This is a genomic window from Nannocystis sp. (assembly GCF_016714285.1).
In the GTDB taxonomy this organism is placed as follows: Bacteria; Myxococcota_A; Polyangia; order Nannocystales; family Nannocystaceae; genus Nannocystis.
The window spans coordinates 58584-73433 of sequence record NZ_JADJNN010000022.1 but is presented as its reverse complement, the minus strand read 5'-3'; the positions used below and the strand labels follow the sequence as shown (position 1 = coordinate 73433).

The 14850-nt window shown below is 73.8% G+C and carries 11 protein-coding genes; 6 read left to right on the top strand and 5 right to left on the bottom strand.

What is annotated here, in order from left to right:
- Window positions 1–72: 72 nt before the first annotated feature.
- Window positions 73–1581 carry an aldehyde dehydrogenase family protein gene (locus IPJ59_RS28965; protein ID WP_293274185.1) on the top strand — a complete coding sequence of 503 codons (1509 nt, stop codon included), beginning with the start codon at window positions 73–75 and terminating at the stop codon, window positions 1579–1581.
- Between the two features lie 2 nt (window positions 1582–1583).
- A complete protein-coding gene (locus IPJ59_RS28960) occupies window positions 1584–2846 on the top strand; it encodes a thaumatin family protein (protein WP_293274184.1) in 1263 nt (420 codons plus the stop codon).
- On the opposite strand, the gene IPJ59_RS28955 is transcribed toward IPJ59_RS28960, so the two are convergent.
- Window positions 2822–3388 carry a hypothetical protein gene (locus IPJ59_RS28955; protein WP_293274183.1) on the bottom strand — a complete coding sequence of 189 codons (567 nt, stop codon included), beginning with the start codon at window positions 3386–3388 and terminating at the stop codon, window positions 2822–2824. The genes IPJ59_RS28960 and IPJ59_RS28955 overlap by 25 nt on opposite strands.
- Window positions 3389–3435: 47 nt before the next feature.
- Here IPJ59_RS28955 and IPJ59_RS28950 point away from each other — a divergent pair, with 47 nt between their 5' ends.
- Window positions 3436–7539: a HEAT repeat domain-containing protein gene (locus IPJ59_RS28950; protein WP_293274182.1), complete on the top strand. Its 4104-nt coding sequence runs from the start codon at window positions 3436–3438 to the stop codon at window positions 7537–7539.
- A 27-nt stretch (window positions 7540–7566) separates the two neighbouring features.
- Here the strand turns inward: IPJ59_RS28950 and IPJ59_RS28945 are convergent, their stop codons facing one another.
- The 3 genes from IPJ59_RS28945 to IPJ59_RS28935 are packed head-to-tail and all read right to left on the bottom strand — an operon-like array spanning window position 7567 to window position 9834.
- Window positions 7567–8949: a sensor histidine kinase gene (locus tag IPJ59_RS28945; protein WP_293274181.1), complete on the bottom strand. Its 1383-nt coding sequence runs from the start codon at window positions 8947–8949 to the stop codon at window positions 7567–7569.
- Window positions 8950–8969: 20 nt separating this feature from the next.
- The gene (locus tag IPJ59_RS28940; RefSeq protein WP_293246006.1) at window positions 8970–9587 is read right to left on the bottom strand and encodes a DsrE/DsrF/DrsH-like family protein; all 618 of its coding nucleotides are present in this window, start codon (window positions 9585–9587) and stop codon (window positions 8970–8972) included.
- Between the two features lie 10 nt (window positions 9588–9597).
- Window positions 9598–9834, bottom strand: coding sequence for a sulfurtransferase TusA family protein (locus IPJ59_RS28935; protein ID WP_293246003.1), 237 nt, complete (start codon window positions 9832–9834; stop codon window positions 9598–9600).
- Between the two features lie 219 nt (window positions 9835–10053).
- On the opposite strand from IPJ59_RS28935, the gene IPJ59_RS28930 reads away from it, so the two are divergent.
- From IPJ59_RS28930 to IPJ59_RS28920, 3 genes are all read left to right on the top strand, one after another.
- A complete protein-coding gene (locus tag IPJ59_RS28930; RefSeq protein ID WP_293274180.1) occupies window positions 10054–11388 on the top strand; it encodes a cytochrome P450 in 1335 nt (444 codons plus the stop codon).
- A gap of 182 nt (window positions 11389–11570) precedes the next feature.
- On the top strand, window positions 11571–12728 hold the full coding sequence (locus IPJ59_RS28925; protein ID WP_293274179.1) for an NHL repeat-containing protein: 1158 nt from the start codon (window positions 11571–11573) through the stop codon (window positions 12726–12728).
- Window positions 12665–12937: an NHL repeat-containing protein gene (locus tag IPJ59_RS28920; RefSeq protein ID WP_293274178.1), complete on the top strand. Its 273-nt coding sequence runs from the start codon at window positions 12665–12667 to the stop codon at window positions 12935–12937. The genes IPJ59_RS28925 and IPJ59_RS28920 overlap by 64 nt, the downstream gene beginning before the upstream one ends.
- A 1022-nt stretch (window positions 12938–13959) precedes the next feature.
- Here the strand turns inward: IPJ59_RS28920 and IPJ59_RS28915 are convergent.
- Window positions 13960–14643: an OmpA family protein gene (locus IPJ59_RS28915; protein WP_293274177.1), complete on the bottom strand. Its 684-nt coding sequence runs from the start codon at window positions 14641–14643 to the stop codon at window positions 13960–13962.
- Window positions 14644–14850 lie beyond the last annotated feature (207 nt).

Here is a 14850-nt window from a genome sequence, read left to right as displayed (position 1 = left end):
GCACGGCCATCTCGCAAGACCTCCACCATCCCCTCCCGCCGCCTCGTCCCCGCTACACTCCCGCCCGCCCGCATGACCACCGCACCCGTCCCCCCCGGCGCCGCTCGCTTCCTCCGCCCGCGTGGCCACGTCATCGACGGCCGCGTCGTCCCGCCGATCGGCGGCGACACCTTGCCGGTCGAGGACCCATCGACCGGCGAGATCTTCAGCCACATCCCCGCGGGCGACGCCGGCGACGTCGCCCGCGCCGTCCAGGCCGCGCGCGCCAGCTTCAACGCCGGCACCTGGTCGCGCGCCGACCCGGCCCACCGCGGCCGCGTGCTGTGGGCCCTCGCCCGATCGATCCGCGACGAGGCCGAGGCGCTCGCCTGGCTCGAGACCCGCGACAGCGGCAAGCCGATCGCCGAGGCCCGCGCCGACATCACCGGCACCGCCGAGATCCTCGAGTACTACGCCGGCCTCGCCTCCCAGCTCTTCGGCCAGACCACCCGCGTCCCCGGCAACAACCTCGGCATGGTCCTGCGCGAGCCCGCCGGCGTCGTCGGCCAGATCACCCCGTGGAACTTCCCGCTCTACGTCGGCGCCTGGAAGTTCGCCCCCGCCCTGTGCTGCGGCTGCAGCGTCGTCCTCAAGCCCAGCGAGCTCACCAGCCTCACCCTCCTCGCCGCCGCCGAGCTGGCCCTCGCCGCCGGCGTCCCACCCGGCGTCTTCAACGTCGTCTCCGGCACCGGCGCCTCCGCTGGCGCCGCGCTCGCGAGCCACCCCGACGTCGACATCCTCGCCTTCACCGGCGGCGTCGTCACCGGCCGCAAGGTCCTCCACGCCCGCGCCGACCTGCTGCGCCCGACCCAGCTCGAGCTCGGCGGCAAGTCGCCCAACATCATCTTCGCCGACGCCGACCGCGTCCAGGCCATCGCCGGCGCCGCGTTCGGCATCTTTTACAATCAGGGCGAGAACTGCAACGCCGGCTCGCGCCTGCTCGTGCACGCCGACATCCACGACGAGGTCGTCGCCGGCCTGGTCGCCCGCGCCCAGGCGATCCGCGTGCTGCCCCCGCTCGACGAGCAGAGCCAGATGGGCGCCCTCATCTCCGCCGCCCACGCGCGCAAGGTCGCCGGCCACGTCGAGGCCGCGATCGCCGAGGGCGCCAGCCTGCGCTGCGGCGGCCCTGCGCCGCGTCAGGGCCACTTCGAGCGCGGCCACTGGTTCCTCCCGACCGTGCTCACCGACGTCGCCCCGACCCACCGCGCCTTCCACGAGGAGATCTTCGGCCCGGTCATCACCGTCACCAAGTTCTCCAGCGACGACGAGGCGATCGAGCTCGCCAACGCCACCGAGTTCGGCCTCGCCGCGGGCGTCTGGACCGCGGACGTGAAGCGAGCCCTCCGCTGCACGCAGGAGCTCCGCTCCGGCTACGTGTGGATCAACAACTACAACCCCACCCCGGTCGAGGTCCCCTTCGGCGGCGTCAAGTCCTCCGGCTTCGGGCGCGACTGCGGGCCCCAGGCCGTCGATACCTACACCACCTGGAAGACCGTCCTGTGGTCGCTCGCGCCCTTCGAGGACTGGTACAAGCATTAACGATGCACGCGCCTCGCCGCCTCGCGCTCGCCCTCTCCCTCGCAGCCTGCAACGGCAATACCACCGGCGACACCAGCCAGGGCACCAGCCTCACCAGCCAGGGCGAGACCACCGCCACCCCGACGAGCAGCAGCTCCGCCGCCACCAGCACGAGCAACCCCACGACGAGCAACGCCACCACGAGCAACTCCACCACGAGCAACTCCACCGACCCGGGCACCACCACCGCCCCAAGTACCAGCGATACCAGCGACACCGCGACCACCGGCGACCCACTCCCGCCCGGCGCCCGCCGCTTCCGCTTCACCAACAACTGCGCGCAAACAATCTGGGTCGCGTCGATCGGCAACCCCGTCGCCCCGCCCCAAAACTGCGACGGCGACGAGAGCTGCGGCCCCGACCAGGTCTGCAACCCCGGCAATATGCTGTGCACCTGGGCCGCCCCCGACGCCGGCGGCTTCGAGCTCCCCGCCGGCCAGACCCACGCCAGCGTGCTCCCTCCCGCCTGGGGCGGCCGCTTCTGGGGCCGCACCGGCTGCGTCGACTTCAACGCCAACGGCGTGCCCGCCTGCCAGACCGGCGACTGCGGCGGTCACCTCGGCTGCCCCGCTGGCGTCGGCGGCTCGCCACCCGCCACCCTCGCCGAGTTCACCCTCATCCCACCCGACCAACCAGTCGGCCTCGACTTCTACGACATCAGCGCCGTCGACGGCACCAACCTCGCCATGCGCATCGACCCCGTCGCCGGCAGCTTCGCCGCCGACCCGCCGCCCGCCGCGAACATCCCCTACTACTGCACCAGCCCCGGCTGCACGCAGGACTGCGGCGCCCTCGCGCCTTGCCCGTGGAACATCGACAGCACCTGCCCACCGGAGCTGCAGCAGCTGGTGAACAACCAGCAGGTCGGCTGCCGCAGCGCCGGCCAGGCCTGCGCGATCGACCCGAACAACCCCCCCCTCGCCTGCGCCGCCACCAACGACCTCTACGGCTGCACCGGCGGCGGCCCCAACGACGTCCAGGGCTCCTGCTATTCAAACAACGCCGCGCCCACCTGCTGCGGCTGCCCGGGCTGGTCGCCGCCCGGCGCGTGCACCAACAACAACCCCAAGTGGCAGCTGCCCGCGAGCCCCGAGAAGTACGCCAGGGTGTTCAAGGACGCCTGCCCGACGGCCTACAGCTTCCCCTACGACGACCCGACCAGCACCTTCACCTGCCAGGGCCGCCCCGAGAAGAACGTCGACTACGAGATCACCTTCTGCCCCTGAACATGCACGATCCACCCGCACCCCCGCGCCTGCGCAGCCTGCTCGCACACAAGGCCACCCGCACCGCGGCGCTCCTGCACCTGCAAGACCGCCTCACCCGCGCCAGCGACAGCGAGCGCCGCGCCCTCGCCGAGCTCCTCCCGACCGACCTGGCGGACCTCCGCCCCGAGCTGCAGCTCCGCCTGGCCGACATGCACCTGTCCGTCGCGACATGGCTCCCGGGACATGTCCTTCCAGACTGGCGTCCCGCCGACCTCCTGCCCGCCGTCGCCCTCGCCTGGCAACAGCTCGAGCTGCGCGTCGCCCCCACCCGCGTCGACCCCGACCCGATCACCCTCGCGGCCCTCCACAGCCTGCACGGCGACCAGCTCGCCACCCCCGAAACCCTGCTCGCGCTCCTCTGCGCCGCCCCCGAGCCCGCGCTGCAGCGCGAAGCCCTGCGCCTGCTCGTCGAGGCGCTCCACGCCGCCCTCCTCGCCCCCGCCCGCGCCGCCGCCCTGCTCCTCGATCTGCTCACCCCACGCGAGCCCCAACCCACCCACCGCGACCCCACGACCCAGGCCGCCGCCCTCCGCCACCTCGCCGAGCCGTGGGCCCGCAGCTTCCCCTGCCCCCGCGGCCTGCTCCTCCACCTCCTCCACGACGCGATCGACGACACCCCCGAACCCCACTCGATATCACCAATCTCCACAACACCAATCTCCCTAACACCAATCTCCACAACACCGATATCCCCGGCCCGCGCCCCCCTCCGACCGACGACGAGGACACCCCCGCCGCCCGCCGCGAGCGAGCCCTCGCCGCGATCGACCTCGCCGCCCTGCGCGACCTCGACGCCGACCTCCGCGCCCTCGCCAGCGACGACAGCATCGACCCGCGCCTGCGCCAGGCCGCCTTCATCGCCGCCGCCGCCCGCTGCGAGCGCGACGCCCTGCCCGACTGGCTGGCCCTCGCGGTGCACGACGCTCCGCTGTTCGGCCCGGCCCTGCTCCCGACCCTCCGCGCCCTCCACCGCCGCGGCATCTTCATCCGCGACAGCGACCTCCCCGCGATCCTCGAGCTCACCGCGGTCGACCCCGCGATCGACCACGCAGCGCTCGCCGCCGTGTGCTTCACCAGCCGCCACGCGCTCGTCCGCCGCCTCCGCGCCGTGCCCGTCGACGACCCCCGCTGGCACCGCTGGCTCCCGCTGCTCGCCGCCCTCGACAGCCCCGAGGTCCCGACCTGCCTGCGCGAGCTGCTCGCCGCCGACCCGCCGCCCCGCCTGCGCCGCGAGCTCCTGCACCACCTCGGCCCCCTGCGCGACCCCACCAGCGAGCCGATCGTCCTCGCCCTCCTCCCCCGCGAGCCCGCCGCCTGCCTCACGACCCTGCAGTGGATCGGCGGCCCCGCCACGATCGCCTGCCTGCGCCGCGACCTCGGCCTCGACGACGAGCTCGGCCCACGCCCCCACCTCCGCGCCGATCTCGACGGCGCCGTCATCGTGCTGTGGCAGCTGCTCCCCGAGGACGACCCGACGCGCAACGACCTGCGCGTCCGCCTGCGCCACGACACCTGCCCCACACTGATCGTCCGCGACCTCGGCCACCAGCTCGCGCTCGCCGAGCTCCCGCTGCTCCTCACCCACGCCGGCGAACCCACCGCCGTCACCGCGCTCGCCCGCCTCGCCAACACCGGCTCCCGCCTCGCCCTCCCGATCGTCCGCGACCTCCTGCGCCGCATCGCCTCCGAGGTCGTCGCCGGCACGCTCATCGATCACCACGGCGTCGCCACCCGCCGTGCACCCACCGCCCCGCGCGCCAGCGAGGCCGAGCGACGCATCCCCGAGCCCGCCCTCGCCGCGATCCGCCAGCTCGGCGGGCGCCTGCGCGAGCGCAACGCGATCCGCCCCGCCTGCCTGCTCGCCGCGGTCACCCCGGCGCAAGCCGGCGTCCTCCTGCTCGCCGAGCTCCTGCTCGCGCTCGCCGCCGACGCCGATGACCCCGAGACCATCGCCATCGCCCTGCACGCCCTCGCCCCGATCGACGACCCGCAGATCGGCCGCCAGATCGGCCGCCGCGTCCACGCCTACCTGCGCCACGACGACCCCCAGGTCCGCGCCGCCGCGATCGTCTGCCTCGCCCGCCACGGCGTCGACGACCTGTGCGCCACGCTCACCCGCCTCGCCCACAGCGACGACCTCCCCGGCGCGCGCCAGGCCCTCCACGCCCTCGGAGAGGTCGGCGCCACCGCAGCCGCCGCCACGATCGCCGGCTTCCTCGACCACCCCAACATGAATTTAAAAAAGACCGCCGCCGAGGCGCTGCGCCGGGCCGGCACCCCCGAGGTCACCCCGGCGATCGTCCGCTGGCTCGCCCAGCACGACAACCCCGGCCTGCGCTCCGCGCTCTCGGCCGCCCTCGCCGCGATCCTCGGCGACGCCACCACCACCACGCTGATCGCCGCCCTCGACGCCATCCCCGGCGACGACCCCGACGCCGCCCGCCGCCGCCGCCTGCTCGTCGCCGCCCTCGACCACGCCCTCACCCCCGCCGCCGTGCTGGCCGCCGCCCGCCGCGAAGCCCCGTGGCTCCCAACCCTCCTCACCGCCCTCGCCGACACAACGATCTCCCTGCGCAGCGGCAGCCTCACCGACCTCGCCGCGATCCTCCCCACCCCAACCATCACGCCAGAGCCACCACCCGCCCCGCGCCCCGCGATCGCCCGCCTCCTCGCCCACGGCTTCGACCACGACCTCGCCGCCGAGCTCCTCGCCGACCCGCACCACCTCGACCCCCACGAGCTGCACGCCATTCGCCCCTACCTCCGCGAGTGGCTCGCCGCCCTCTCCGACCCATCGCCCGCCCACAATCTCCACACCCCATCGCCCGCCCACAATCTCCACACCCCGCCCACCGACAATCTCCACACCCCATCACCCACCGATAATCTCCACACCCCACCTACCGACAATCTCCACACCCCGCCCTCGCCCCACGCCGGCGCCCTCGCGCTGATCCTCGAGCTCGCCGCCGCCGGCCTCGACGCGCCCGAGCAAGCCCTCGCCGCCGACGCGATCGACGCCCTCGCCGCGCGCCTGGACGACGGCCCCCGCGAGCCCCTCCTCGCCCTGATCGACCTCCTCCTCCCGCGCCTCCCCCCGCTCGCCGCCTGGCGCCTCGCCGACCGCCTCCGCAGCAGCGAGCCGCGCCCCAACCTCGGCGGCACCTCGTGGCTGACCCGCCTGCGCCGCTGCGGCGTCCTGCTCACCCGCGCCGACCTCGACCGCGCCCTCCACGACTGCGCCGCCACCCCCGACCCCGCCGGCCTCGCCCGCGAGATCGTCCGCGACGCCCTCGCGCTCGCACCACTCTCCGCCGACGAGCAGGCGCTCCTCCACCCGCTGTCCACCGCCCTGCGCGAGGGCCAGCCCCTGCTGCACCGCCACGACCTCAGCCCCGCCCTCCGCTGCGAGCTCTACCCCGAGCTCCCCACCGCCCAGCGCGGCGCCTGGCTCGACCTGCTCCTGCGCCTGCGTCCGCTCGGCCTGCCCCCACCACCGAGCACCCCGCCTCGCCACAGCCCCCCACCCGACGAGCGCATCGAGCTGCGCCGCCTGCTCGCCCGCCTCGAGCTCCCCGAGCCCCGCGATCGCCAGCGCGCCGCCGAGGCGCTGCTCCGTTCACCTGACCTCAGCGCCCGCCCCACTGTCCTCGCCACCTACCTCGCCGGCGGGCTGTACCTCAGCAACGAGCTCAAGGGCCCGCTCGCCGCCGCCCTGGCCGAGAACCCACGTCATCACTTCAGCAGCGCCGACCACGACCCGAAGTTGCTGATCCGCATCGCCGCCCTGGTCCGCCACTTCCCCGTCGACGACCGCCTCGACCACGCCCCGACCCTGCTGCGCTGGTGGTCGCACGGCCCCGTCGCCGCCCGCCCCGACCTCGACGCCGCCCTGCGCACGCTCCCCGCCATGCGCCTGCTGCCCCACCTCGAGCCGCTGCTGCGCGCTGGCGAGTGGGGCCACGCCAGCCTGCTCACCGGCCCACTGCTCGCCACCCCCGGCTGGCCCGCGCTGCTCGGCCAGGCCCCGCCGGCCCTCGCCGCCGCCCTGCACGCCCGCACCGTCCCCGGCCCGCTCGCCGGCCCCGAACAGCACGACCTCGCCCTCGCCGCCCTCGCCGAGCTGCGCCGCCCCCTGCCCGCACCACCGCCGCTCGCGATCTCAAGCTCCCCCACCGCCCTGCGCGAGCGCCTCCACCACGCCGACCCCGAGACCGTACGACATGCCCTCACGGACATGTCCCATGCGCCAGGTCCCGACTGGCTCAACCTCCTGGACGAGCTCATCGACCACCCGAGCCCGCGGGTCCGCCTGCACGCCCATCGACTGCTCCGCGCCAGCGGCGAGCGCGAGCGCTACCTCGCCTGCACCTGCCGCCTCCTCAACGACCCCAAGCCCGACATCCAGCGCATGGCGATGCGCTCCCTGGCCCACGCCGGCCACCTCCCCGCCGTCGCCCCCCTGGTCGAGCGCCTCGCCCGCGACCACGACCCGCTCCACCGCGAGGTCGTCGCCGCCCTGCGCCGCCTCGGCCCGCTCGCCGGCGACGCCCTCACCCACGCCCGCAACAAGGCCCGCCCCGACCGCCGCGCCCGCCACGACGAGCTGCTCGCGGCGATCGCCGCCGACAGCGACTCGGACCGGTCATGAATGATGACGCCGAGCGGGTCGATCCGTCTACGGCAGGCCCGGCTCGCCAGCCCCGATCGCGGGGCCGTCGCCTCGCCATCGTGGCATCACGAGCTCGAAGGTCGTCCCTCGCCCAGGGACCGACTGGACCGCGATCGTCCCGCCCATCAGGTCGGCGAAGTGGCCGCAGATCGCGAGGCCGAGGCCGGTGCCGCCATAGCGACGCGTGGTCGTCGGATCGGCCTGAACGAAGGGCTCAAACACCCGCGCGAGCTGCTCCTCGGTCATGCCGATGCCGGTGTCGCTGACCCTGAACACGATGGGCGAGTCGCGGTCGTCGGACCGCGCCGCGACGATGAGCCGGATCACCCCGCGCTCCGTGAACTTCGCCGCGTTGCTCAGCAAATTGAGGAGGATCTGGCGGAGCTTACCGACGTCGGCCTCCATGGCGCCGACCGCGTCGTCGACCACGACCTCCAGCACGCTGCTGCTGCTGTCCACCATCGGCTGTGTCATCTCGGCGATCTCACGGATCACCGAGCTGATCGTGAAACGCTCCCAGCACAGCTCGACCTTGCCGGCCTCGATCTTGGCGAGGTCCAGGACCTCGCTGACCAGCGTGAGGAGGTACCTGCCCGAGCGGATGATCCGCCGGGCATCCGCCTCAATGTCGGTCCGGTCCTCGAGGAGCAGCTCGCCGTAGCCGATGATCGCGTTCAGCGGCGTGCGGATCTCGTGGCTCATCGTCGAGAGGAAGTGGTCCTTCGCCCGCGTCGCCGCCACGACGCGATCACAGGCCGCGGCGAGCTCGACCACCAGGCGCCGGTTGTGGGCCTCGACCTGGAGGCGCTCGAGCGCCACGCCGATCTGGGCGCCGAATGAGAGGAGGAGGCCGAGCCAGCGGTCCCGCCAGGCCAGGCCGGGGCGACACTTGAGGCAGAGAACGCCGAGCCGCCGGTCGCTCCCGCGGAGCACAATGAGCACCCGGCCGTCCTCCGACCACTCGCCGGGCGCCTCGCTGTTGAGGACTCGCCAGCACACATCGACGTGCTCGCGGCAACAGCTCGGGTCGCCGATGGAGGCGCACTCGCGGAGCCGATCGCCGTCGCGAAGGAGGAGAAGGGCCTCACCGGTCAGGTCGAGCGCGCCGGTGCCGGTGAGCCCGCGCAGGAGCGCGAGGGCGAGCTCCTCGGCGTTGTCGCTGCCGACCAGGATATGATCGATCGAGTGCTGGACGCTGAGCTCCTCAGTACGCCGCCGGAGCGCAGCCTCGACCGCATGAGCCTCATCGAGCTCGGCCATCAGCTCGGCGGCCACGGCGTTCGCGTCCGCCAGGGCCGCGACCTGGGCCTCGAGGACGGCGACGCGACGACGCAAGCCCGCGTTCTCCGCGCTCTCGTCCGTCCGCTCACCCTCCACCTCCACGGCCATCCCCACGCCTCGCTCTCGGTTCAGATAAAGAGGGTGATCTTCGACTCGATCGCGTCCCCCAGGTAGGTGGCGACGCCACCGTACTGCACGCCGTCGATCAATTCCTCGTCCTTGATCCCCATCACCCCCATCGCCATGCGACAGGCGATCAGCTTGACTCCCAGGTCCTGGGCGAGCTTGATCAACCCGGGGAGGGTCTCCACATTGTTCTGGGCCATGACCCGCTTGAACATGATCGGGCCCATCCCGAGCATGTTCATCTTCGATGTGCCCGTGTTCGCGGGGCCCCCGGGCAACATCGCCGAGAGCATCTTCTCCTCGATCGTCTTGCCAGCGAAGGTCGTCTGCTTCTTGAGCGCCACGAGGCCCCAGAAGGTGAAATACATCGACACCTCGATCCCCATTGCCACCGCGCCGGTTGCGATGATGAAGGCCGAGATCAGGCGGTCGAAATCACCGCTGAAGACGAGGATGCTCGCCTGGTCGCGCTGCGGCCCCTCCTGGGCGCGTAGGCGAGCGAGGGCCTCCTCTACCTGGGCACTAAAGCCGGCGAGGCGAGCGTCGACCCTCGCGTCGACCATTCGTTCGATCATCGCCGTGAGCGTGGGATCGAGGGGCGGTGGAGTGCCATCACTCATCGTCAGTCCCTCACTTCTTGAGCAACGTGGCGCGACTGGTCGCGCCCTGGTCGAAGGAGAGGATGACGTGGCCGAAGCGCCTGACCCACGCCTCGAGATCCGCGCGAAACGCCGGGTCGTTGGCCTCGATCACGATCTGCGCCCCCGACGGGAGCCCGCGCATCGCCTGGCTGAGACGGACGATCGGCATCGGGCAATTGAGGCCCGTACAGTCAAGAACCACGCTGGCCTCGGGGCTGGTGTCCATCCGGCGAGTGTATCGGAAGTGGACTCGCCTGGTCGGGCTGTCCTGAGGACGTCGAGGCGCGGGTGACGGACCACATCCTTGAACAAGGCGGGCGATCTCGACCCGATAGTGAGCGCCTGGGGCCCATCGCGGCCGTGAGGGCTGCCGATGCGCTGGAAGACGGGCGGGTGCATCAACTCCGAGGCCCCAGAGGGCCGCTTCGCGCTACCCTGGCGCTCGATGAGCCCCACCCGACCAGGACGTCCGCCCGGGCCCCCGAGCAACGGAGCGCTCGACCAGCTGCGCTACGCCTACGGCTTCCTCACCGACCCGATCGCCTTCGTCCGCGGTCGCTTCGAGCGCTACGGTGACATCTATTTCGTACCGAGCCGGACCGGCGCCGACGCCGGGCTCTACGTCCTGCGCCACCCCGATCACATTCGCGAGGTCCTGGTCACCCGCGCGTCCTCGTTCACCAAGCAACACTCCGCGCTCCGGCAGATCGCACAATTCCTCGGCGACGGCTTGTTCAACAGCGACGGAGAGGTGTGGAGGCGGCAGCGGCGAATGCTGCAGCCGGCCTTCGCCCCGGCGCGTCTGGCCGCGTACGCCGCGGTCATGACGGAGGAGGCCGCGCTGCTGACGGCGCAATGGCAGGACGGCCAGCAGCTCGAGCTCGGCAAGGCGATGATGGCGCTCACGCTGCGCGTCGTCAGCCGCACGCTCTTCGGGCACGACCCCACGGCGGACATCGAGACCGTGGCTATCGCAATGTCGGCCTTCCAGGAGAGCCTCGGCGTGGCGTCCGAGATCCTGCCGCGGTGGCTGCCGACGCCGCAGCGACGGCGCCTCCGCGACGGGATCGCCGCGATGGACCGCATGATGTACGGGATCATCGATCGCCGGCGCGAGGCCTCGGTCCGCGACCCAGCTGGCGAAGCCGAGCGCTCACGCGATCTTCTGCACATGCTGGTCACCGCGGTCGACGACGAGGGCGACCATCAGGGCATGACGAAGCAAGAGGTCCGCGACCAGCTCGTCACGCTGTTCCTCGCCGGCCACGATACCACCTCCCATATGCTCACCTGGACCTTCGCCCTGCTCGCGCAGCACCCGGAGGTCGAGGCCAGGCTCGCCGCGGAGCTCAGCGAGGTGTTGACGAGCGACGGCTCCGCCCGCGCCGCGACCCACGACGACCTCCCCCGCCTCAAATACACCGAGCAGGTGCTCGCAGAGTCGATGCGCCTCTATCCGCCGGCGTACAGCGTCGCCCGGCGAGCCAGCGAGGATACGGAGATCGGCGGCTATGCCGTCCCCAGAGGCGCCGAGGTCATCATGTGGATCTACATGACCCAGCATGATCCGCGGTGGTTCCCCGAGCCGGAGGCCTTCCACCCCGAGCGCTTCGCCGCCGGCGCCGAGGCCCAGCTGCCACGCACGGCGTACCTCCCCTTCGGCGCCGGCCCGCGTGTGTGCATCGGCAAGTCGTTCGCCATGATGGAGGCGAAGATCCTCCTGGCGACCATCGCCCGCAAATTCGCTTCGAGCGCTCGCCCAGACACAAGCTGCAGATGAAAGCCCGCATCAACCTGATGCCGAGATACGGACTTGCGGGGTCCTGCGCCAGCGTTGACCAGGCGACCCTCGCACCCGGCGCGCCCGCCATGCTACAAGGGCCCATGATCCGTCCTCATCATGGGCTGTGGGTGTGCGCCGTGTCCCTCGCGTGCGGCGATGCGGGCACGGAGTCGGCGAGCATGTCGGGCGGGTCCACGACCTCGCTCACTGGCCCGTCCACGGGCCCGTCCACGGGCCCATCCACGGGCTCGCCCACGAGCTCCGCCACCGACACGCCGACCACCACGGCGACCGGCCCCGAGGGCACAGGCAGCGGCAGCGCGACCACCGGGACCGCGGCGACCACCGCCAGCGCCACCGGGACCACCGCGCCCGTCACCGCCACCGACGCCGAGACCACCACCACCACCACCACCGGCCCCGACACCACCGGCGACCCCGACACCGGCACCGGCACGACCGGCGAGGGCTGCCCCGACATCGGCGGCGGCGACGTCGAGTTCTCCTTCATCTGGATCGCCAACAGCCCCGAGGGCACTGTCTCAAAGATCGACACCCAGACCCTCAAGGAGGTCGCGCGCTACCGGGTCCGCCCGCAGGGCGGCGGCGACCCCTCGCGGACCTCGGTCAACCTGCGCGGCGACGTCGTGATCGGCAGCCGCCTCGGCGGCGTCACCAAGATCTTCGCCCGCCCCGAGGACTGCAAGGAGAGCAACGGCATGCCGGGGATCCAGACCTCGACCGGCAAGAACGACGTGCTCGCGTGGGGCGTCGAAGAGTGCATCGCCTGGTACACCGATTACAGCTTCACCAGCGAGCGCGCGGTCGCCTGGACCACCGGCGACCTCGACCTGCAGACCTGTGAATTCACCGACCCCAAGGTATGGATCGGCGCAACGGCGGACGCGATCAACCTGAAGGTCATGCTCCTGGGCGGCGACGACGGCAAGGAGGACGCCTCGGTCGTCATCCCCGGGACCACGGGCTACATGACGCGCAGCCCCTACGGCGCCGCCGTCGACGCCGAGAATGACGTGTGGATGGTCAACGCATACTGCGGCGGCACCATGATCGAGGTCCACCAGGACATGACCTACGAGACGATCAACGTGCCGGCCGAGGTCTGCCCCTACGGCATCGCCGTCGACTCCGGCGGCTACGTGTGGATCGGCGGCTACCAGACCTACAGCGGCCGCTACGACCCCGTCTCCAAGGGCTGGGACCTGGTCCAGGCCCAGGGCCTCGGGATCCAGGAGGACGCCAAGGGCCGGCTGTGGCTCGGCGCCTACGGGTCGAACGCGGTGATCGGATCGACGGCGACACCCTGCAGGTCCTGAGCACCACCGCCGTGCCGACCACCGGCCAGTCGAAGGGCGTCAGCATCGACTTCTACGGCTATGTGTGGATCGTCAGCGACGCCGGCAACACCGCCGTACGCCTCGACCCCGCCACCAAGGCCTTCCAGACCTACGCCGGCCTGAACGACCCCTATAGCTATAGCGACATGACCGGCTGGGGCCTCAAGAACGCCGTCATCCCTCAGTGATCAGCGCGGACGGAGCCTGCGGCCCGCGGACGCCCCGAGCGCCGTGGGCGACAACCCCCGTGCCGGATCATCGTCCCAAACAGGCTGGGGGGGGGGGGGGGGGGGGCCCCCGCCCCCCCCCGGGGGGGGCCCCCGGGGGGGGCCCCCCCGGGGGGGGGCCCCCGCCGGCCCCCCCGCGGCCCCCCCCGCGGGGGGGCCCCCCCCCCGGGGGCCCCGGCGCCGGGGGCGCCGCGGGCGGGGGGGGCCCGGGGGGGGCCCCCGGGGGGGCGGGGGGGGCCGGGCCCGGGGCGGCGGGGGGCGGGCGGGGGGGGGCCGGGGGGCCGGCGCGGGGGGCGGGGGCCCGCGGGGGGGGGGGGGGCGGGGGGGGGGGGGGCGGGGGGCGGGGGGGGGCGCGGGGCCCCGGGGGGGGGGGGGGGGGGGCGGGGGGGGGCGGCCGGGCGCCGGGGGGGGCGGGGGCCGCCGGCGGGGGGCCGCCCGGGGGCCCCCCCCGGGGCCCGGGGGGCGGGGGCCGGGCCCGGGGGGCCCCCGGGGCCCCGCCCCGGGGGGGGGGGGGCCCGGCCGGCCGCCGGGGCCCCGGGCCCCCCCCCCGGGGGCGGGGGGCCGGGGCCCCCCCGGGCCGGGGGCCCGGGGGGGCCCCGCGGCCCGCGCCCGGCCGCGCCCCGGGGCCCGCCCCGCCGCCCGCGGCCCGGCCCCCCGGGCGGCCCCGGGGGCGCCCCGCCCCGGGGGGCGGCGGGGGGGCGGCCGGCCCGGGGCCCCCCCGCCGCCCCCCCCCCGGCGGCCGGCCGGGGGGGGCGGGGCCCGGGGGGGCGGGGGCGGCGGCCCGGGGGGGGGCGCGGGCCGGCGGGGGCGGGGCGGGGGCGCGCGGGGCCCCGGGGCGCCGCGGGCGGGCGGGCGCCGGGCCGGGGCCCGCGGGGCCGCCCCGGGGGCCCCCCCCGGGGGGGGGCGCCGCCCGGCCCGGGGGCGCCCCAGGCGGCGGGCGGGCGGCCCCGCGCCCCGGGCGCCCGCCCGCGGGGGGGGGCTCGTCACTCGCCCGGGCTGTTCATCAGCTTGAACTCGATGCGGCGGTTCAGCGACTTGTTCTTCTTGGTGTCGTTGGGCGCGATCGGCTCGTCCGGACCGGCGCCGCGGGTGACCAGGCGACCCGGGGCGACGCCCTTCTCGACCAGGTAGTTGCGCACGGACTCGGCGCGGGCACGCGAGAGCTCGGAGTTGTGCGCGCGGTCGCCGTCGCTGTCCGTGTGCCCGCTGATCTCGAGGTGCACGTCGTCGAACTCCTTGAGCACCTTGACGGCGGCGTCGAGCGTGGCCCGCGAGTTGGGCTTGATCGTGTCCTTGTCGACGTCGAAGTAGATGCCCTTGATGACACCGGCGAACTTGGCGACGGCCTTCGGGACCTCGTCGGGGCAGCCGTCCTTGTCCTTGTAGCCGTTCCTCGTCTCGGGGAGCTCGATGCACTTGTCCTTGTTGTCGAGGATGCCGTCGCCGTCCGTGTCGGGCGACGGGCAGCCGTCGGGGACGATCCCCGGCACCTGTGGGCACTTGTCGACCGGGTCCTTGAAGCCGTCGCCGTCGCTGTCCGGGCAGCCGTCAGGCGCGGTACCGGGGACATCGATGCAATTGTCCTCGGCGTCGATAAAGCCGTCGCCGTCGCTGTCGATCGGCGGGGGGGGCGGGCAGCCGTCGGGATGGACGCCCGGGACCTGCACGCAGCGGTCGAGGCGATCGAAGAAGCCGTCGCCGTCGCTATCGACGTCCAGCGTGGGGATCGGCTTCTTGCGGTTGAGCAGGAGCGAGAGCCGAGCAGCACCTCGACGTGGTGCGTGCGACCGCTGTCGACCAGGTGCCGGGCAGTCACGTTGTCGCGGACGTCGAGGCGGACAGCCAGCAGGCGGTTGATGTAGAACTTCACGCCG